This window comes from Lactococcus sp. S47 (genome assembly GCF_016517475.1).
Classification (GTDB): domain Bacteria; phylum Bacillota; class Bacilli; order Lactobacillales; family Streptococcaceae; genus Lactococcus; species Lactococcus lactis.
This window is the reverse complement of sequence record NZ_JACVUB010000007.1, coordinates 92,451-112,629: the sequence shown is the minus strand read 5'-3', so window position 1 is coordinate 112,629 and position 20,179 is coordinate 92,451. Positions and strand designations below refer to the sequence as shown.

24 protein-coding genes are annotated in these 20,179 nt (G+C 35.3%); 20 read left to right on the top strand and 4 right to left on the bottom strand.

Going from position 1 to position 20,179, the window contains the following annotated elements:
• The first annotated feature begins 52 nt into the window (after positions 1 to 52).
• The 9 genes from nfsA to serB all read left to right on the top strand — a co-directional run bounded on the left by nfsA (position 53) and on the right by serB (position 8,472).
• Positions 53 to 808 carry an oxygen-insensitive NADPH nitroreductase gene (gene nfsA, locus IAE52_RS08650; protein WP_080735897.1) on the top strand — a complete coding sequence of 252 codons (756 nt, stop codon included), beginning with the start codon at positions 53 to 55 and terminating at the stop codon, positions 806 to 808.
• A 105-nt stretch (positions 809 to 913) separates the two neighbouring features.
• On the top strand, positions 914 to 1,726 hold the full coding sequence (gene prmC, locus IAE52_RS08645; protein ID WP_017864195.1) for a peptide chain release factor N(5)-glutamine methyltransferase: 813 nt from the start codon (positions 914 to 916) through the stop codon (positions 1,724 to 1,726).
• Between the two features lie 33 nt (positions 1,727 to 1,759).
• Positions 1,760 to 2,224, top strand: a complete 465-nt coding sequence (locus IAE52_RS08640; RefSeq protein WP_012897311.1) for a GNAT family N-acetyltransferase — start codon at positions 1,760 to 1,762, stop codon at positions 2,222 to 2,224.
• A gap of 332 nt (positions 2,225 to 2,556) precedes the next feature.
• On the top strand, positions 2,557 to 3,141 hold the full coding sequence (locus IAE52_RS08635; RefSeq protein WP_026138870.1) for an L-threonylcarbamoyladenylate synthase: 585 nt from the start codon (positions 2,557 to 2,559) through the stop codon (positions 3,139 to 3,141).
• A 229-nt stretch (positions 3,142 to 3,370) separates the two neighbouring features.
• The gene (glyA, locus tag IAE52_RS08630; RefSeq protein ID WP_021723141.1) at positions 3,371 to 4,618 is read left to right on the top strand and encodes a serine hydroxymethyltransferase; all 1,248 of its coding nucleotides are present in this window, start codon (positions 3,371 to 3,373) and stop codon (positions 4,616 to 4,618) included.
• 160 nt (positions 4,619 to 4,778) lie between these two features.
• Positions 4,779 to 5,381: a lysozyme family protein gene (locus tag IAE52_RS08625; RefSeq protein ID WP_023163835.1), complete on the top strand. Its 603-nt coding sequence runs from the start codon at positions 4,779 to 4,781 to the stop codon at positions 5,379 to 5,381.
• A gap of 126 nt (positions 5,382 to 5,507) precedes the next feature.
• Entirely contained in the window at positions 5,508 to 6,605 is a 1,098-nt protein-coding gene (gene serC, locus IAE52_RS08620) for a phosphoserine transaminase (RefSeq protein ID WP_058211554.1), read from the top strand.
• Positions 6,602 to 7,798: a phosphoglycerate dehydrogenase gene (locus tag IAE52_RS08615; RefSeq protein WP_017864199.1), complete on the top strand. Its 1,197-nt coding sequence runs from the start codon at positions 6,602 to 6,604 to the stop codon at positions 7,796 to 7,798. The genes serC and IAE52_RS08615 overlap by 4 nt, the downstream gene beginning before the upstream one ends.
• Before the next feature lie 23 nt (positions 7,799 to 7,821).
• On the top strand, positions 7,822 to 8,472 hold the full coding sequence (gene serB / locus IAE52_RS08610) for a phosphoserine phosphatase SerB (protein ID WP_109990673.1): 651 nt from the start codon (positions 7,822 to 7,824) through the stop codon (positions 8,470 to 8,472).
• A gap of 104 nt (positions 8,473 to 8,576) precedes the next feature.
• Here the strand turns inward: serB and IAE52_RS08605 are convergent, their stop codons facing one another.
• Positions 8,577 to 8,870, bottom strand: a complete 294-nt coding sequence (locus tag IAE52_RS08605; RefSeq protein ID WP_003129511.1) for an acylphosphatase — start codon at positions 8,868 to 8,870, stop codon at positions 8,577 to 8,579.
• Positions 8,871 to 9,192: 322 nt separating this feature from the next.
• Here IAE52_RS08605 and IAE52_RS08600 point away from each other — a divergent pair, with 322 nt between their 5' ends.
• A complete protein-coding gene (locus tag IAE52_RS08600) occupies positions 9,193 to 9,951 on the top strand; it encodes an RNA methyltransferase (protein WP_058203209.1) in 759 nt (252 codons plus the stop codon).
• 144 nt (positions 9,952 to 10,095) lie between these two features.
• On the opposite strand, the gene IAE52_RS08595 is transcribed toward IAE52_RS08600, so the two are convergent.
• A complete protein-coding gene (locus tag IAE52_RS08595) occupies positions 10,096 to 10,539 on the bottom strand; it encodes a flavodoxin (RefSeq protein WP_003129515.1) in 444 nt (147 codons plus the stop codon).
• A gap of 148 nt (positions 10,540 to 10,687) precedes the next feature.
• Complete coding sequence (locus IAE52_RS08590; RefSeq protein ID WP_200136776.1) at positions 10,688 to 12,193, bottom strand: MDR family MFS transporter; 1,506 nt, start codon at positions 12,191 to 12,193, stop codon at positions 10,688 to 10,690.
• Between the two features lie 213 nt (positions 12,194 to 12,406).
• Between IAE52_RS08590 and IAE52_RS08585 the strand changes: the two genes are divergently transcribed.
• The 3 genes from IAE52_RS08585 (at position 12,407) to IAE52_RS08575 (ending at position 15,096) form a co-directional block, all read left to right on the top strand.
• The gene (locus tag IAE52_RS08585; protein ID WP_033899662.1) at positions 12,407 to 13,033 is read left to right on the top strand and encodes a TetR/AcrR family transcriptional regulator; all 627 of its coding nucleotides are present in this window, start codon (positions 12,407 to 12,409) and stop codon (positions 13,031 to 13,033) included.
• Between the two features lie 283 nt (positions 13,034 to 13,316).
• Positions 13,317 to 14,171 (top strand): methionyl aminopeptidase, encoded by an 855-nt coding sequence (locus tag IAE52_RS08580; protein WP_003129519.1) that lies wholly within the window; start codon positions 13,317 to 13,319, stop codon positions 14,169 to 14,171.
• A gap of 31 nt (positions 14,172 to 14,202) precedes the next feature.
• Positions 14,203 to 15,096, top strand: coding sequence for a YihY/virulence factor BrkB family protein (locus tag IAE52_RS08575; RefSeq protein WP_010905463.1), 894 nt, complete (start codon positions 14,203 to 14,205; stop codon positions 15,094 to 15,096).
• Positions 15,097 to 15,186: 90 nt separating this feature from the next.
• On the opposite strand, the gene IAE52_RS08570 is transcribed toward IAE52_RS08575, so the two are convergent.
• Entirely contained in the window at positions 15,187 to 15,633 is a 447-nt protein-coding gene (locus IAE52_RS08570; protein WP_003129522.1) for a GtrA family protein, read from the bottom strand.
• A gap of 146 nt (positions 15,634 to 15,779) precedes the next feature.
• Between IAE52_RS08570 and IAE52_RS08565 the strand changes: the two genes are divergently transcribed.
• From IAE52_RS08565 to IAE52_RS08535, 7 genes are all read left to right on the top strand, one after another.
• On the top strand, positions 15,780 to 16,502 hold the full coding sequence (locus IAE52_RS08565) for a TIM44-like domain-containing protein (protein WP_233610978.1): 723 nt from the start codon (positions 15,780 to 15,782) through the stop codon (positions 16,500 to 16,502).
• A gap of 31 nt (positions 16,503 to 16,533) precedes the next feature.
• A complete protein-coding gene (locus tag IAE52_RS08560; protein WP_015425942.1) occupies positions 16,534 to 16,809 on the top strand; it encodes a DUF1294 domain-containing protein in 276 nt (91 codons plus the stop codon).
• A 105-nt stretch (positions 16,810 to 16,914) separates the two neighbouring features.
• Entirely contained in the window at positions 16,915 to 17,091 is a 177-nt protein-coding gene (locus IAE52_RS08555) for a DUF3272 family protein (protein WP_010905464.1), read from the top strand.
• A gap of 103 nt (positions 17,092 to 17,194) precedes the next feature.
• Complete coding sequence (gene hprK / locus IAE52_RS08550; RefSeq protein WP_003129528.1) at positions 17,195 to 18,124, top strand: HPr(Ser) kinase/phosphatase; 930 nt, start codon at positions 17,195 to 17,197, stop codon at positions 18,122 to 18,124.
• A gap of 63 nt (positions 18,125 to 18,187) precedes the next feature.
• The gene (gene lgt / locus IAE52_RS08545; protein ID WP_109990676.1) at positions 18,188 to 18,973 is read left to right on the top strand and encodes a prolipoprotein diacylglyceryl transferase; all 786 of its coding nucleotides are present in this window, start codon (positions 18,188 to 18,190) and stop codon (positions 18,971 to 18,973) included.
• Between the two features lie 167 nt (positions 18,974 to 19,140).
• Positions 19,141 to 19,560 (top strand): DUF948 domain-containing protein, encoded by a 420-nt coding sequence (locus IAE52_RS08540; RefSeq protein ID WP_003129531.1) that lies wholly within the window; start codon positions 19,141 to 19,143, stop codon positions 19,558 to 19,560.
• 29 nt (positions 19,561 to 19,589) lie between these two features.
• Positions 19,590 to 20,153: a YtxH domain-containing protein gene (locus IAE52_RS08535; RefSeq protein ID WP_015425946.1), complete on the top strand. Its 564-nt coding sequence runs from the start codon at positions 19,590 to 19,592 to the stop codon at positions 20,151 to 20,153.
• Positions 20,154 to 20,179: the final 26 nt, after the last annotated feature.

The window sequence follows — 20,179 nt, the reverse complement described above, 5'->3', positions numbered from 1 at the left end:
TGTAAAATAATGATTACTTATAAAAATTATTAGTAGTGAGGAACTTATTTTGATGAATGATGAAACAATCATGAATCCAACGATTGAAAAAATGTTGCTCCACGCATCAGTTCGTGATTTTAAAGCAGAACCTTTGTCAGCTGATGTCAAGGAGTTGTTGCTAAAAGCTGCACAGTCTGGAGCTTCATCTAATTTTCTACAAGCTTATTCAATCATTGAGATAGCGGATAATGATTTACGTCGTGAACTGGCTAAGATATCAGGTTCAGATGATTATGTGAATCAAACAGGTGTTTTTTATATATTTGTGGCTGACTGGTATCGACAAGCTCAGATTTTACGGACAGAAAATAAAGATGTGAAGGCTCTCCAGAATATGGAAGCGTTGACGGTTGCCATTGTTGATACTACAATTGCTGCACAGAATATGGCGATAGCTGCAGAATCTATGGGGCTTGGAATTTGTTATATTGGTGGGATTCGTAATGATATTGCTAAAGTGGCAGATTTACTGGATTTACCAGAATTGACTGTTCCACTTTTTGGTCTTACAATTGGGATACCAAAAACACGAAATGAAGTTAAACCACGTTTACCAAGAGCAAATATTTTGTCAGTTAATGCTTATAATCATGTGGCAGTAAGGAATTTACAGGCTTATAATGAACAAACTTCAGCTTATTATGCCAATCGGAGTCATCATCAAAAGTCTACTGATTGGACGCAGGAAATGAGCAATTTTCTGACAAATCCACGGCGTGAGGATGTTGCCAAATTTTTGAAAAAGCAAGGATTTACATTAAACTGAAAAGTTGATTAAGCCTGATTTTATTGGGCTTTTTTGCTATACTTGGAAGAGTAATTTAAAAAGATATTAGAAAAATAATTAATATTGGAAAGTAGAAAAAGAAAAATGCTTTGGATTGAAGCTGTGCGAACTTTGTCAGCAGATTTAGAAGACCCTTTTGAGTTGGAATTTGTCTGGCGAAATTTACATGAACTTGATAAATTATCTTGGTTGAATTTAATGCGAGAAAAAATTACTGACCAAGAATTAAAATTACTGACAGAAGTGTCAAAACGTCTTCATCAAAATGAGCCTCCACAATATATAGTGGGTTGGGCAGAATTCCGTGATTTGAAATTGAAGGTCGATGAGCGTGTTTTAATTCCTCGTCCGGAAACTGAAGAATTAGTGGAAATGATTTTGGCTGAAAATGAGAATGATTCCCTCAAAATTTTAGATATTGGAACGGGGTCAGGAGCGATTGCCATTTCTCTTGCTCATGCGCGTGAAAATTGGTCAGTAAAAGCTTCTGATATTTCTAAAGAGGCACTAACTTTAGCAGCTGAAAATGCTGAAATAAATCAGGCTAATTTGGAATTCATTCAATCAGATGTACTAGATAAAATTACTGACAGCTTTGATATTATCGTTTCTAATCCGCCATATATTGCTTTTGATGAAACTTACGAAATGGATAATTCTGTCATTAAATATGAACCTGATTTAGCGCTTTTTGCGAAAAATCAGGGATTAGCAATTTATCAAAAAATTGCTGACCAAGCGGTCAATCATCTGACTGATAATGGAAAAATTTATTTGGAAATCGGCTATAAGCAAGGGCAAGCTGTGCAAGCTATTTTTCAAGAAAAATTTACTGACAAGCTTGTTAGTATTCATCAGGATATATTTGGAAAAGATCGAATGATTAGTGTCAAATGATAAAAGCTACTGTTGCTATATTTAAGGAGAAAAATGAATTCTTTAATTTTTGAACAAGTATTTCAGCAAAAAGAAGATTTTTTACCAATATTATTATTAGCTGATGATGGACCACATTTAGAAAATTATCTGGAAAATGGTGATTTGTTTACTCTGTCATTAAAAAATGGCAAGACCGTTGCCTGTGCTGTAGTCATAAAAAAACAAAAAAATACTTTTGAAATTGAGAATTTCGCGGTAGAAACTAGTTTTCAAGGACAAGGATTCGGTCAGCAAATGATGAAACAACTCATCACATATTTGAAAGAAAATTTAGCAGCTGATGAGCTAATTCTTGGAACAGATGATGTTTCAAACAATGTAGCTTTCTATGAAAAATGCGGCTTCACAATTACTCATAAAATTTCCAATTATTTTCTTGATAATTATGATCATCCTATTTTTGAAGGAAAAGTTCAGTTAAAAGATAAAATATATTTAAGAAAGAAGTTAAAATGAAAGTTGAAAATGATTTACGAACAATGTCCTCTTTTTTGCAAGTGCAATTAAAAGATATCAAAACTTTGGTTGAGTCAAACAAGATAGACCAAGCTAAAGAAAATTTGAAGTTTGTGCAAGGGGGACTCAATAATTTTGCTAACGAACTTGAAAAAGTCGAAGGTGGATTTTATGGTATTATTGGTTTTCTCTTTCGTCGTCCCTACAAAGTACCAGATGATTTGAAAAATATCAGAGAAAATCTTTTTATTGAAGCAAAAACATTACAAAAAGAACTAGACAAGCAGTCAGAAAAAGAGAATAATAATAAAAACCGCTTATCAGCTAGAGCTATCAAAGCACTAAAATCTGGTCAGTTAGCTATTTTACCGACAGAAACAGTTTACGGTCTCTTTGCAGATGCGATGAATGAAGAAGCAGTCCAAAAACTCTATTCAGTTAAAGGACGTCCAACAGAAAAAGCTTTAAATATGAATATTTCAAGCTTTGAAGATATTTTAAAATATTCAATCAATCAACCAGTTTATCTCCAAAAAATTGTGGAAGCCTTTCTTCCTGGCCCTTTAACCATTATTTTAGAGGCATCTAAAGATGTTCCTGAATGGATTCATATTGGAAAAAGTACTGTTGGTTTTAGAATGCCAAATATTGCAGTAACTCAAAAAATTATCAAAGAAGTCGGTGTTTTGGTCGGACCTTCTGCCAATTTAAGTGGTTCTAAAAGTCCAAGTTTCTTTGCCGATTTAAGTCCTGAAATTTTAGAAAATGCCGCAGTCGCTGTTCAAGATGATAGCATCTATGGACTAGATACAACAATCATCGATTTGACGCAAGAAAAACCAAAATTACTGCGTCAAGGGGCTGTTACTAAAGAAGAATTACTTAAAAAAGTTCCTGAACTTGGTCAAATTGAATAAAATAAGCTGAAAAAAGTAATCTAAAAATTTCCGAACATTCTTTGGCAATGATGAGATTTATAAGCCAACTTATTTCAAAAAAGAGCCTTTAGCCGATATAATAGTTTTAGAGTTGAAAGTTTGCTTGCGAAAGTAAACTAAAATTAACTGATTAAGTTTATAGCGCCAATGACTATAAAATTCTACTTATATTTTTTAAAATATCCCAAAAGACATACAAGGAGAACCAATGATTTTTGATAAAGAAGATTTTGAAAGTTTTGACCCAGAATTGTGGGCAGCCATTCATGCTGAGGAAATTCGTCAGCAACAAAATATTGAATTAATTGCTTCAGAAAATATTGTTTCAAAAGCAGTTATGGCAGCACAAGGTTCTGTTTTGACAAATAAATATGCCGAAGGTTATCCTGGGAAACGTTATTATGGCGGAACAGAAGCGGTTGATGTTGTAGAAAATTTGGCTATTGAACGAGCAAAAGAACTTTTCGGTGCAAAATTTGCCAATGTTCAACCTCATTCAGGTTCTCAAGCCAATGCGGCAGCTTATATGGCATTAATTCAACCTGGAGACACAGTCTTAGGAATGGATTTAAATGCTGGCGGTCACTTGACTCATGGGGCTTCAGTCAATTTTTCAGGAAAAACTTATCATTTTGTTCCTTATGGAGTTAATTCTGAAACTGAGCTTTTAGATTATGATGAAATTTTAAAAATTGCTAAAGAAGTTCAACCTAAACTGATTGTTGCTGGCGCTTCTGCCTATTCACGCCTGATTGATTTTGCTAAGTTCCGTGAAATCGCTGATAGTGTTGGAGCAAAATTAATGGTTGATATGGCACATATTGCTGGATTGGTAGCGACTGGTGCGCATCCTAATCCACTTCCTTATGCTGATGTCGTTACAACAACAACTCATAAGACACTCCGTGGCCCTCGTGGTGGAATGATTTTGACTAACGATGAAGCTTTGGCCAAGAAAATTAACTCTGCAATCTTCCCTGGAACTCAAGGTGGGCCTTTAGAACATGTCATTGCAGCAAAAGCAGTAGCTTTTAAAGAAGCACTTGACCCAGAATTCACAACCTATATTGAACAAGTCATTAAAAATACGCAAGCAATGGCTGAGGAATTTGCTAAAGTGGAAGGCTTACGATTGATAGCTGGTGGTTCAGATAATCATTTGCTTAATCTTAAAGTTTTAGACTTAGGAATTAATGGGAAAGAAGCTCAAGATTTATTGGATAGTGTTCACATCACACTCAATAAAGAAGCAATTCCTGATGAAACATTATCACCATTTAAAACTTCAGGGGTGCGAATTGGAGCAGCAGCAATTACATCAAGAGGATTTAAAGAAGTTGAAGCGAAAAAAGTTGCACAATTGGTTTCAGAAGCTTTGGTTAATCACGATAATCAAGAAAAACTTGCGGAAGTTAGGAAAGCAGCTTTAGAACTGACTCGTCAATTTCCCTTATAATATCAAAAAATTAGACAAAGAAAATTTGTCTAATTTTTTAATGTTAAGCTAAATTTAAAAGAGAAGTGTTATAATAGAACTTATATAAAAAATGACTGCAAAAAAATAATGATATGTGCTAGTAAAGAATAAGAGCAGTCAGAAAATTTAGGTAAGTGAAATGTTTAAAAAATTAATTGGATTAATAGTACTGATACTTCTTGTATTCAGTGGTTTTTATGTTTACCGTATGCATGAAAATGTGAAACACGTAATGTCTTATGAGGCAGAGGTCGAAAAAAGCCTTAAAGCACAAGGCTTGAGTGGTGATACAAAGTTGGCTTTGGCAATTATTTATACAGAAACTAAAGGAAAACAAGTTGATATTATGCAATCAAGTGAAAGCTTGAATGGCACAACAAATACTTTCTCAACAGAACAAGAAAGTATTAAACAAGGTATTTCTAATTTGTCAAAAGTTTTAGAATATGCTTCACAAAAAAAGGTCGACGCTTGGGCAGGAGTTCAGGCTTATAACTATGGGAAGGCCTATGTTGATTACATAGCTGCTCATGGTGGAAAGAACACTATCGCTCTTTCTAAGGATTATTCTCGTGATGTCGTTGCGCCAAGTTTAGGAAATACAACGGGTGAAACTTATTATCATTTGACTCTGGATTCATTGATTTATAATAAAGGAAAACTCTACTCTAATGGTGGGAATATTTTCTATGCCAAAGAAGTTGAATGGAACATGCTCTTACTTGATTTATTAAATTGGTAAATTACTGTTAAGGCAGAAAAACACAGTTGACTGTGCTTTTTTGTCGAACAGTATTTTTTTATATTTGAATTATCAGAAAATTATACTATAATAGTGATTAATAAATAATTTGAGGAAGTGAAATCGATGATTTATAATTTTGGCGCAGGACCCAGTGTACTTCCAAAGGAAGTCTTGAAGAAGGTTCAAGAAGAACTGTTAGACTTTGAAAAAAGTGGTATGTCAGTGATGGAAATTTCGCATCGCTCCAAGGCTTTCCAAAAAGTAATTGATGAGGCTGAGAACGATTTGCGTGATTTGATGTCGATTCCTCAAAACTATAAAATTTTGTTTTTACAAGGGGGAGCTTCCAGTCAATTTTCAATGGTTCCAATGAATTTGGCAATTGGCAAAAAGGCTTATTACAATATTTCGGGCGCCTTTGGTGAAAAGGCTTATGATGAAGCGGTGAAATTGAGTCATTTCCTTGATTTAATACCGATTAGTTTGGGCTCAACTAAAAAAGATAATTATAATCATCTATTGAAAATTGATAAATCTAAAATTGATGAAAAAAATGGGGCATATCTCCATTTGACAACGAATAATACGATTGAAGGAACAAGTATTTTTCCTGAAAATTTGCCTGAGTTTGCAAGCCTTCCTTTGGTTGCTGATATGAGTTCAAATATTTTGGCGGTTGATTATGATGTGAGTAAATTTGGCTTAATTTACGCTGGAGCTCAGAAAAATTTAGGTATTGCTGGTTTAACCATTGTCATTATTCGTGAAGACTTACTAAATGAAGCTGAAAGGCTCTCATCAATGATGGATTATAAGATTTTGGTTGAAAATGGGTCGATGTACAATACCCCACCGACTTTTGCTATTTATGTGGCCGGGCTGGTTTTCAAATGGGTAAAAGCGCAAGGTGGCGTAAAAAAACTCGAAGAAATGAATCAGAGAAAAGCTCAATTGTTGTATGATTTAATTGACCAATCTGACTTTTATCAGAACCCAATCAAAAATAAAGATGAGCGGTCGATTTGCAATGTTGTTTTTACAAGTCCAAGCCAAGAATTGGATGAGCTATTCACCCAAAAAGCTGAAGAAAAAGGTTTCAAATCACTCAAAGGTCATCGTTCCGTGGGAGGAATGAGAGCAAGTATTTACAACGCTTTTCCTTTAGAGGGGGTTGTTGAATTAGTGAAATTTATGAAAGAATTTGAAGAGGGATATAAATGACTTATCATATCAAAACAATTGGAAATAATATCGACCAAATCGCATTAGATGAAATTGGCGAAGGCTTTCTTGTTAATCAAGTGTCAGAAGCTGAATCTGACGCATTTATTTGTCGGGCTCAGCCTTTCCACGATTATGAATTTTCCAAAGCGCTTTTGGCGATTGGACGTGCTGGTGCTGGTTTTAATAATATTCCGATAGAAAAGTGTGCCAGTAAAGGGATTGTAGTCTTTAATGCGCCTGGTGGGAATGCCAATGCGGTTAAAGAATTAGTTTTGTCAATGATGATTTTTGGAACGCGTAATTTAAAACCAGCAAACAAATGGTTGACTGGTCAAAAAGGTGATGATAATACTATTGATGGGGCGGTTGAACATGGGAAAAAGGCGTTTTCTGGTTCTGAAATTTCAGGAAAAACTTTAGGGGTAATTGGCCTTGGAAATATTGGTTCAAAAGTTGCCAATGATGCACAGCGTTTAGGAATGAAAGTTATTGGTTATGACCCTTATCTTTCAATTGAGCACGCTTGGAACTTGTCACATCATGTTAAAAGAGTGAATGATTTGGCTGAGATTTTTGAGAAGGCAGATTATATCACGGTTCATACGCCAGCAACGGATGAAACGACGAAAATGCTCAATTGGAAAAATTTATCTAAGTGTAAAAAGGGAGTGATTTTGCTCAATTATGCACGAGATGAGATTACGGATAAAGAAGCAGTGCTTAAAGCGATTGATGAGGGAATTGTCCGCTTTTTTGGAACGGATTTTGGTTCTGAAAAATTTTATCATCATCCACAAGTTTTTTTAACTCCTCATTTAGGTGGTTCAACGGCGGAAGCCAGTTTAAATTGCACAAGAATGGCTCTGGATTCTGTTCAAACTTATTTGAAAACTGGCGAAATTATTAATTCAGTCAATTTTCCACGTGTTTTGCAAGAGTTGAATACACCTTATCGTGTGACCTTAATCAATAAAAATGTGCCTAATGTTGTGGCTCAAATTTCACTTGCGGTGGCAGCAGAAAATATTAATATTGCTAATATTGTTAATCGTGGTCAAGGAGATTATGCCTATACTTTACTTGATTTGGATGAAAAAGATGAAGGAAAGTTGGCGGCTTTAGTTTCACGTTTTGAGGCTGCTGATAATATTATTCGTGTTCGCTTAATTGAAAATCAGAGTTTAGTTTAAAAAACGAATGGAAAAGGAAGAAAATGGTTGCAAAAGGATTACTTGTGATGGATGTGGATAGCACATTGATTGAAGAAGAGGTCATTGATCTCTTAGGGAAAAAAGCGGGTATGGGTGATAAGATTTCAGAAATTACGGCTGCCGCCATGTCTGGCGAAATTGATTTTAAGGAATCTTTGAGAGAAAGGGTGGCTTTGCTTTCTGGTTTGGCCACAACTATTTTTGACGATGTTTACAAAGAAATTCATTTAACTAAGGGTGCAACGGGATTAATTGAAACTTTGCATGCGAAAGGCTGGAAAGTTGGCCTTGTTTCTGGTGGTTTTCATGAAATAGTGGATAAAATCGCAAGAGATTTAAAAATAGATTATGTTTTTGCAAATCGTTTGTCTGTGGAAAATGGCCATTTGACTGGAAAAACTCATGGGACAGTTGTGGATAAAGATTTCAAAGTTGATAGGCTCAAACAATGGGCAAATGAAAATAAGTTGAATTTATCTGAGGTTATTGCTGTAGGTGATGGCGCAAATGATATTCCAATGTTAAATACAGCTGGTATTGGGATTGCCTTTTGTGCAAAACCTGCGGTCAAAGCTGCTGTTTCCTATCATATTGATAAGCGAAATTTACTGACCGTTTTGGAATTTGTGGATAAACTTGCTGATAAAGAATAAAATGTAAATGTAAAAAATTACTGACGGAATTTCCGTCAGTAATTTTTCTATACTCGTCTTGGTCGCATTGAACTGACAAGCTTTTTGTCAGTATTTTTTAATTTCTAATATTTGATATTGAAGTCTGTGAAATCAGGAAAATTTGCGGGGCTTGATTTGACATCAGTGACTTTAGCAAAGGGTGAAAGACGTCCTTTACTTGATTTTTCCCCACGAACAATGGCAGTGAATTCTTCTAATTTTTTTTCATCCTCTGTTTGCGCGAGAATTTCAACTGTACCGTCATCATTATTCCAAACACGCCCTAAAATGCCCAATTCACGCGCACTTATGATAACAAAATAACGAAATCCGACACCCTGAACGCGCCCAGAAACAATCATTTTTACTTTGAACATCTTAAGACCTCCTAGCTTTATGTTGTTGAAATGATAATAATTAAAACGTTTTCTTTTATTATAACATAAGCACCAGCAAGATTGGAAAAAATCTGTTGAAAGTTTCACTGCTTATGCTTTGCTGTCAAAACCAAAGGGATCTATGTTTTTCATAAGTCACAATCACTCAGTGGGAAATTATCCTTTTTAGAGGAAAGAACTAGCATATCTGTAAGCCAGTAAACTGGCAACAGCTATCCTACACTTCATTTGATTACCAATGCGATGAATACTGACAATATAAAACTTTGTTTCGCCTTACTGGCTATGATATAATTGGAGAATGGAAATCATCAGTTCAAAAGATAATAAAAAAATTAAAGAAGCAAGAAAATTGCTGACAAAAAAATACCGCAAAAATTCATATCTCATCGAAGGCTTTCATTTGTTGGAGGAAGCGCTGAAAGCTGGTCGTTCAATAAAGCAAATTTTTGTTGAAGAAAATAAACTGACTAAACTGACAGAAATGATTGGGTCTGAAAAATCACTGACAGACTTATCTGTAAATCTGGTCAGTAAAGAAGTGTTGAAATCTTTAGCTGACAGCGAAAGTCCACAAGGACTGATTGCTGAAGTGACAAAAATTGAAGAAGTCATTGATTTTTCAGCAGCAAAATTTTTACTTTTAGAAAACGTACAAGACCCAGGAAATGTAGGGACAATGATTAGAACAGCTGATGCGGCTGGATTTTCGGCTGTTATATTACTTGGAGAAACCGCAGATATTTACAGTCCAAAGGTCATGCGGTCTATGCAAGGCTCAAATTTTCATTTGCCTCTTGTACGAATGGCTAAAGAAGATTGTTTTGCTCAACTTAAAAAAGCAGGCATTTCAATATTGACGACCACGCTGTCAGCAAATTCTGTGTCTTATAAAATAATCAATGAACCACACTTCGCATTGATTATGGGAAATGAAGGGGCCGGAGTCTCTGACGAAGCCGTTAAAGCTGCTGACAAACTCGTTCATATTGACATGCCAGGACAAGCAGAATCTTTAAATGTGGCTGTAGCAGCTGGAATTTTGATGTTTTCATTATAAAATTACTGACAAATCAGTCCAAACAACCGAATATCAAAGTGGTAGACAAAAAAATTACTGACAGAACCTCCGTCAGTAATTTTTTTGCATTTATATTTATTTTTCCGTCTTTGTCAGTAATTCTTATCACATATCTTAACTCAATCAGTTAAAGTGAGCCGCCAAAGTTTCCGCAAAGGCTTCGAGATGAGCTTCGTCTTCATCTTCAGGAGACAAGTCAACACGAACAAGTTCAGCTCCTTTTGTTGCGCCAGTTTTTTCAAATTGCGCTTCAAACATATCGACACAGATACAGAAGTCATCATAGAAAGTATCACCTGACCCGAAACAACCGTAAATTTTACCAGATAAATCAACCTCAGCTAATTCTTCATAAAAATCGACAATTTCGTCAGGTAATTCACCGTCACCGTAAGTGTAAGTTCCAACGATACAAAGATCAGCATCAGCCATCTCATCGGCATCAACAGAAGAACATTCGTCAAGTTCTACTTCAAAACCTAATTCTTCAAGTTTATCAGCGACAATATCGGCACAAGCTTCAGTATTTCCTGTCATACTTGCATATACAATTTTTGCTAATGGCATTTTTTCACTCTCCTATAAGATGCAAGGAGCCATACAATTTAGCGCTCCAAGCTCAGTTAATTGATTAAAGTTCATCTATCTATTATTGAGATAATTCAATTCAATTATATCAAAAAACAAGTGAAATCAAAGCTAAAAACTACGAATTTTATTTGTTGACCTTCTTTTGTGAAAGTAACATGGCTGGAATAGCAATCACAATTAAAACAATCGAAGAGACAAGAAAGCCAAGTTGATAACCATTAAGCGTGACCGCTTTTTCAACAGAAGTTTTTGCTTTTGCAATGACAGTCGGTGTTAAATTGGTGTGCATCGCCGCTAATTGATGTAGTTTAGTTGTCATCTGTCCAGCAATTTCAGACGTCACAACCGCCGTCACAACTGCCGAGATGACGGCTGAACCAAAAGATGAACCAACGTTTTGAATGATTCTTTGTCCTACTGATGCACCAGGAATATCTTGTTTGTCTAAACCAATGAAAATATCAGTCATCATTGGCATTTGCAAACCACCAATTCCCATTCCACGAACAAATAAAACCAATCCCAACCAAATCAAATTTGTATTTTCGTGAACAAAAATAAAAGGAATTGTTCCAAGAAGGGAAATAGCCAGGGAAACAAGTACTACAGGACGAGCTCCCATACGGTCAATCATCTTCCCAATCAAAGGTCGAGTCACCATCATACCAATCCCTTGGGGAATCAACATTAGACCTGCTTCAACGGCTGTAAAGCCTTTTGTATTTTGAAAGAAAAGTGGCAGTAAAAGCATAGGTCCATTAGAAGCAATTCCAGCTAAAAAGATTCCAATATTCGCTGCAGTGAAGTTTTTAGATTTGAAAAATCTGAGCGGAAGAACAGTATTATTTTTGCGAATGCGATTATAAATTCCGTAAATAACAAACAAGGCTAAGCCAATGATGACAAAAGTAATCATTTGACTATTGAAAAAATTTTTAGCATTAGTTGAACCCTTCATCATTCCGTAAATTAATCCCACAGAACCGCCAGCCAAAAGGAGTGTTCCAAACCAATCTAGTTTAGCTTTAGGGTTGAAAGGTTTGAAAGAACTTAGATAAAAATGATTAAGGAGGACTGCAATAATTACGACCGGAATATTAACATAGAAAATCCAGTGCCAATTTGCTCCAGATACAATTGCACCACCAAGTACTGGCCCGATAATTGGTCCAAGAATAATAGGAGTTGAGACAACAGCCATTAATTGACCAAGTTTATCTGGAGGCGTAATTTGCATTAGCAGGGTTGTCATCAGTAAAGTGATAAAACCAGCTGAAAATCCTTGAACAGCTCGGAAAATGATAAAACTATCAATATTCCAAGCAATTCCAGATAAAAAGCTAAAAAGTCCAAAACTAAGGAGTGACCACTGCATTACTTTTTTTCCATCAATGTGATTGACAACATAACCACAGACAGGGACGGCTACAGCAAGTGCAAGAACGTAGCCTGTAATTGCCCACTGAATCATGTCTAGTGAAGTATGTAAGTCACTTTGAAGTTTGTTGATTGCGATATTGACCATGGTTGAATCAAGCATTGGAGCAATAGCACCAATGACTAAAATCCAAGCATTTCGCGTCAATTCCTTTGGCAATTTTTCTTTTTCATTCTTTTTTGATTTTGCCATGTTAATCCTTTCTTTCGTCTGAGCGAAAACTAAGTTATTAAAACTTAGGAATTATAATTTAAAAATAACATACAATTTGTATCTTAAATACAAAATTATTATAAACCTAAGAATAAGTTTTGTCAACAATAAGATTCTTTTTGTATCTAATTTGATTTATTGGTATTAGCTAGAGATGATGTTATAATAGAATTAAGAAACACGAGGTCTCTTATGTTTGAAGAAAAAGAAAAAAAATCACCTAGTCATTCTCGAAGAAGAGGGGATGAACTTAAGAAGGCAATTTATAAAGCGGCAGTTCATATTTTAGAAAATGAAGGCTACGAAAAAGTAACCTTTCAAAATGTCGCAAAAGAAGCCAAAACGACTCGAAGCGTACTTTATCGTTATTGGAATGATGTCTTTGACTTAATTTTTGAAGCTGTCCGTTTCAATATTTCACAAAATCCTGAGTGGCGAGGAAATGTGATAGACCAGGAAATTAACAGTGGGAGCTTGCGGCAAGATTTAATTGAACTTTTAACCTTTATGAGAGAGAATTTTAAACTCTATCCCAAAGGATTTCTGGCCTTCGTTTCATTTATGCAGTCACAAGGAAAAAATGTTCTTGAATCGACCGTTGGCAATGTCCTTCCAAGTAATCTGATTATTATGGAACGCTTGCTTGCAAGGGCTCAGGAAAGAGGGGAAGCGCGTGAAAAAATTGGGCAAACAGCTAAGCTTTTACCTTTCCAGATGACCCGTTATCATATGCTCCTTGAAGGTCAATCCATGAATGATAAGCAAATTAATGAATTGGTAGATGAAGTTTTACTGCCAATTTATATAAAAAACACCTAGTTATAGGGAAATTTATGGTAAAATAAAGTGTATTTATACTAAATAGACTGTTTTGGATTACAAAAAAATCTGTTCAGTTGAATTAGCATTCAAAGTAATTTTGAAAAGGCTCATGATTGTCGAAGAAAATTCTTATAGATAAAGTCATAAATACTATCTTATAAGGATTCAGTAACCCCAGTAAATGAAAATTTATTTTTCGATGAAGTATGAGTCACTTCAAAACATTAATTTAAATAAAAAGAACTGAGTTTTTCTCAGAACTTTAGAAGGAAAGAATAAATTGATTACATTAAAATCGCAACGTGAAATCGAGCAAATGGAACGTAGTAGCAAAATTTTGGCAGATATCCACATTGGGCTTCGTGAGTTGATTAAACCAGGGATTGACATGTGGGAAATTGAAGAATATGTCCGCAAAGTTTGTAAAGAAAAAAATGTTTTACCTTTACAAATCGGAGTGGATGAAGGAAATTATAATCCATTCCCTTATGCTACTTGCTGCTGTTTGAATGATGAAGTGGCTCACGCATTTCCACGTCATCAAATTCTTAAAGATGGTGATTTGATTAAGGTTGACATGGTTCTCGGGTTGGTTGAAGATGGTTCTGTTGATGTTTCAAAACTTAATTTTGACGATGCTGAATCAATGGTTAAATATCAAGAAGAATTCCGCGGTGGCGTTGCTGACTCTTGCTGGGCTTATGCTGTAGGCCAAGTTTCTGACGAAGTAAAAAACTTGATGGATGTGACCCGCGAATGTCTCTATCTTGGAATTGAACAAGCCAAAGTAGGCAACCGTATTGGTGATATTGGGGCAGCTATTCAAGAATACGCTGAAAGTCGTGGCTATGGTGTCGTTCGTGACCTTGTAGGACATGGCGTTGGACCAACAATGCATGAAGAACCAATGGTGCCCCACTACGGACGTGCTGGACGTGGACTTCGTTTACGCGAAGGAATGGTCTTAACCATTGAACCAATGATTAACACTGGGGGTTGGGAAATTGACCATGATGGTGAACGTGGTTACGTTACACTTGACGGAAGTTTATCATGTCAATACGAACACCAGTTTGTTATCACTAAAGATGGTCCTGTGATTTTGACTTCTCAAGGCGAAGAACGGACTTATTAAGAAGTAAAAGGAAAAACAGATGAGAGGAAAGATGAAAAAAGTTATACAAAAAATTGCTGAACTAACGACAACTTTTATGACTTTTTTCAAAAGTTCAGAAATGAGTCTGTCTTCAATTGCTGTTGCTTATTACCTTTTACTTGCAATCTTTCCTCTAGGATTGATTGTCGGAAATATTTTACCCTTCTTACATATCAATACAACAGCTTTATTGAGCTTTTTGTCTGAGCAACTCCCAAGTGATGTTTACAAAGGAATTGAACCAGTCATTAATAATCTCTTAAATCAAAGAAATACAGGCTTACTTTCACTCTCTGTCTTGGCAGGTTTTTGGACCTTTTCAAGAGCCTTATCTGCTCTACAAATGTCAATGAATAAAGCTTATGAAGTCTTTAATCATCGAGATTTTATTGTCAGTCGAATTATCGGTTTAGCTGCCGGATTTGCGATTTTACTCTTTCTTTACTTTTCAATTGTTCTCTCTACTTTTGGACAATTAATTCTCGAACAAGTTCATCGCTTATTTCCTTTTGATGATCATCTCTACCGAACGTTACACAATATGACTTTACCAGCGATTGCTGTAGCGACCTTTCTATCTTTGATGATGCTTTATTTTATCCTACCAAATGTTAAAATAAGAAAATTGAGATACACCATGCCTGGAACAATATTTTCAACCTTTGTTCTTGTTTTTCTAACCAACTGGATTGCAAAATATGTTAGCTTTGCTCTTCAACGATTAGATGACTTGAAATTGATTGGGTCATTGGTTGTCTTTGCACTGATGATTTGGTTTATTTTCATCGCCCGCGTTTTGATTATTGGTGCCATATTAAATGCTGTTTATCAAAAAACAAAAGTTGGTAAGATTGAAACACGACGTGGTGAAATTGTTGAATTCATCAAGGAAATTAGAAAATAAGAAAACTGATAAAAATGAAAAAAATACTGACAGATTTTCTGTCAGTATTTTTTTCATCTTGTCAGTAATTTTCTATCAGTAAAAAATTAGTTATTCTGTTAAATTTTTATCTTTTTTGAAGACAAAGAATTTTGAATAAAGATAGTTAATAACAATAATTAAAACTTGAACGACGAGGTTAAGAGCAGCAACCATATTATTTTTAGAAAGTCCAAAAAGATTCATCAAAATATCAGGATGTTGGTCAATGAACCACCAGTTAATAAAGATGGATAGGAGTAAAAGAACAATTCGTCCTGAAGTAAAATTGATGAAATCACGTAATAAGTTTGATGATTCATGTTTGAAAACAAAAAGTTTATTGGTAAAAAATGCAAAAATAATACTTGAAGCTTGAGCGGCAGTTTCTGAACCCCAGCCAGAATGCCAAGCTTGCCAAGTTAACCATTTGACAAAGGCATAGACTGCTGTTGCTAGGACTCCGAAAATGAGATATCTAACAGTTTCAGACTTAAAAAGATTCATGAGTTTTTTCATGAGGTAATTATATCACACTCTTTTAATAGACTCCACTAAAAGTAGCAATTTAACAGATGTTTCAAATAAAAAGGGAAATAGGGTATAATAACAAAATATATATAATAAAATCAGTGACAAAGAAAAGGAAATAATTTTTGAATCAAATGATGAAGAAAGTGGTTATTTTATTGCTCGTCAGTGGCTTAGTTTTAGTCACACCTCATGCTTTTGCAACAGCAGGAGGATTTCGGGGGGGAGGAAATAGAAGTACAAGAACTGGCGGTAATTTTGGAGGTGGAAATACTAACAGCCATTATAGTAATACTGGTTCTAATAGCTATACTTTTAATTCGAGGACATCTAGAATGGGGAGCAGGTATAATAGAGGAAGGATTTGGAAATGGCTGATTGTGCTTGCCGGTCTCGGATTTTATTTTATAAGAAATAGAGTTAAACTTCCCTTTAAAAAAAGAGGTTATTTTCAAGAAAAGACATTAAATGATTCAGCTTTGGAAGCAGAAATAGAAGCAATTTTTCTAAAAGTTCAAGATGCTTGGGATAAACATGACTTACGAGCTTTGTCCGAATCTTATGGTGATAATTTATATGAAAAACATGAAAAAATTCTCCAAAAGATGAGTGACAAAGGTCAAATTAATCACACGCGTAGTGTGGTTTTGGATGGAATCACGCGTTATAAAGAAGTAAAAGATAATCAATTTGAAGTTGACCTCTATTTTGTAGCTATTGACTACCTTGTTTCTGTTAATTCTGGTCAAATTATTGCGGGAAATACTCAGGAAAGACGGGCGTTTAAACAACGTTGGACTTTTAGTGGTCAAAAAGGGGCTCTTCGAGTTGAGAAAATGAAAGAATTTAAAATCTAATGATATTTAGTATAGATGTGAAGGGAGAAAAATGATTCTTTATTTATTAGTTTTATTAGCAGTTTGGAATCTTATTGTTTTTGTTTTTTATGCGGTGGATAAGTACAAGGCCCAACATCATCTGTGGAGAATTCCTGAAAAAGTTTTACTTGCACAAGCACTTTTAGGTGGAGGGATTGGAGCAATTTTGGCTGGGCATCTCTGTCATCATAAAACTAGAAAATGGTATTTCAATTTCTCATGGTATGTGGGACTATTGGTTGATGCTGGACTTATCTTTTTAATTATCAAATTCTTTGCTAAATAAATCATCAAATTGAAAAGCTTTTTAGAAAATAAAAAGCTTTTTTTATTAAGGATTATTCAACACAATCCATTGACATTTCTGGCTTAAAAATGGCATAATAGAGGCATGCCTAAACAACGATTTTATTCTTTTATGATTGGAACGGTACTTGAAGCTTGGATTTTCAGCTGGTCCTTCCTATCTGCTTCGTGGTTTTTAGCCACGTTTTTCGGCTTTCTTTTAGTACGCCGAATCTTCCTTGCTTATCGCTTGGATAAATTTATACGTGATATGAAAATGTGATTTTTATCACAATTTTTATTATAAAAGTACTGACAAAGTTTTATGACGAAAAAATATTCTCTGTCAGTTGTTCTTATTTATGAAATAATAGGGGAGACTTACAATGGCGGTTTCAGTTCAAGATTTACTTGACAAAATTCATTTTCATGTGATTTACTCAACAGAAACAGCATTACAAAAAGAAATTACAACTTCAGAAATTATGCGCCCAGGTTTAGAAATGGCTGGGTATTTTGATTATTTCACACCCGAACGAATTCAACTTTTTGGGATGAAAGAATGGTCATATATGATGACTGTAGTTGGAGATAATCGTTATGACCTCTTGAAAAAAGTCATGGCCAAAGAAACACCGGTTGTTATTGTTGCACGTAATTTAGAAATTCCTAGTGAAATGGTGGCAGCAGCTAAAAAGTCTGACATTGTTTTACTTCAATCACGTGAAGCAACCAGCCGATTGAACTCAGTATTGACCTCATTTCTTGATGAACGTTTAGCTGAAAGAACGACTGTTCATGGTGTTTTGATGGATATTTTTGGGGTCGGCGTTCTTATTCAAGGGGCTAGTGGGATTGGTAAATCAGAAACTGGTCTTGAGTTAGTCAAACGTGGCCACCGATTAGTTGCTGATGACCGTGTAGATGTTTTTCAACGGGATGCATTCACACTTTCTGGGGAACCCGCAGAAATTTTGCGCAATATGATTGAAATTCGTGGCGTTGGGATTATTGACGTGATGAGTCTTTTTGGTGCTGGTGCTGTTAAAGATTCAACGGATATTGATATGGCTATATATTTAGAATACTACGATAAGGAAAAAGCTTTTGACCGTTTGGGAAATGCACCGACTATTGTTGAATTTTCTGATGTTGAAGTCCCACAAACCCGCATTCCTGTAAAAACTGGGCGGAATGTGTCAGTAATTGTTGAAGCTGCGGTTATGAATTTTAGAGCTAAGCAAATGGGCTTTGATGCAACAAAAACTTTTGAAGACCGTCTCACTGATTTAATCAGTCATAATAAAGAATCATAAGATAAAACTTAGAAATTACTGACCGAAAATTCTGTCAGTAAATTTAGAAAACTGATAAAAAATATGAATAATCTATTTCCCTTTTTAGCTTTAAATAAGATTGCACTCCAATTAGGGCCGCTAGCCATTCACTGGTATGCTATTTTTATTGTGGGCGGTGCCGCATTAGCCGTTTGGCTCGCATGTAAAGAAGCCCCAAAGCGTAATATAAAAACTGATGATATTATTGATTTTGTTCTCTTTGCCTTTCCTTTAGGAATTGTTGGAGCGAGACTCTATTATGTCATTTTCCAATGGTCTTACTATAGTCAACATCCTTCACAAATCATTGCCATGTGGGATGGTGGCGGAGCCATCTATGGAAGTTTAATCGCTGGAGCAATTGTCCTCTTTGTCTTTAGCTACTATCGAATGATTCATCCGCTTGATTTGCTTGATATTACTATCCCGGGTGTTTTTCTCGCTCAGGCAATGGGACGTTGGGGGAATTTTGTCAATCAAGAAGCCTATGGAAAAATTGTTTCAAATTTAGACTGGCTACCTGCTTTCATTAGAAATCAAATGTTTATTGATGGTCATTATCGAATGCCTACCTTCCTATTTGAAAGTATTGGTACACTAAGCGGTTTTATTCTGGTCATGGTCTTTAGACATCGAATTAAAGGCTTAAAACGTGGGGATATTTTTAGTTTCTACCTCGTCTGGTATGGAGCCGTTCGTTTTATTGTTGAAGGAATGCGAACAGATAGCCTAATGTTAGGACCTGCTCGTGTGTCACAAGGGCTTTCAGTTTTATTAGTAATTGTAGGACTTGTTCTCTTTATTTATCGCAGAATGAAAAAAAATTAAGAAGTCTATCCTGAAGGATAGACTTCTTGTCATAAAAAAATGTAAGTTATATTAGAAAATAGCGAAACAATTTGTTATAATGAAGTCAAATAGAATCGCTTTCATCAAAATGAAAGAAGATTGAAAAAATGGGTGCTGATTTTATACCCGAATAAAGAGGAGGAAACGTGGGAAATATTGCATTATTGATTATCGCGATAGCATTTGCTGTATTGGTGGTCTTCTTAGTTATTGTATTACATAAAGTTTCTAAGGTTGTTGAAGAAGCCAACCGTACAGTCAAATTAGTTTCTAGCGATGTAGATGTCTTACTTCATCAAGCTGATGGCATAATGACTAAAGCCAATACCTTGCTTGATGATGTTAATGGGAAAGTCGCCACGATTGACCCTTTGTTTACAGCGGTTGCTGACTTGTCTGAAAGTGTTTCAGACATCAATGCTTCAAGTCGTAAACTTGTGACGCGTCTTAATAGAGGTTCAACAAAACGAAAAACAACTTCAGCTTCAGCCGTCGTTTTGGCAAAAACAGCCAAAAAATTCTTTGTTAAAAAAGATAAAACTGAAGCGGGTGTAAAAGTAAATTAAACTTGCTTACGAAAGAAAGGACTTAACCGATGTCAAAAAAAACAGGATTTCTAGTTGGTGCTTTAGTTGGTGCCGCAGCTGCTCTATTTTTAGCTCCTAAAAAAGGAAGCGAACTCCGCGAAGGGGCTGGAAAAATTTATGATGATTTAAAAGAAAACCCTCAAGAAACATTGACTGGAATGAGAGATACTGCTCTTGATTTCTCAGCTGAAAAATTTAATGAGATCAAAGAAAAATTTGATTCAGGTGAAATTTCAGCTGACAAGGCCAAAGAATTTTTGCTTTCAAAACGTGATTTAATTATGGAAAAAGTTGACTCAGGTGAACTGTCTAAAGATTCAGTTGTTGATTTCTTCAATGATACTAAAGATGCTGTCGTTGAAAAAATTAATTCAATGAAAGACAGTGGAGAAGAACTCTTCGATGAAAATGAATCAGACATCTCAGAAGAAGCCGCAGAAGTTGTGGCTAAGTTCAGTGATGCCAAAGATGAAGTGAAAGAAGATATTGATACTGAGTCTCTTGCTGAAGAAGCGAAAAAAATTGCTGACAAAGCCAAAGAATTAACAAATTTTCCTGACGAAAAAGAATAAAATTTAAAATCTGTCTTTAAGGCAGA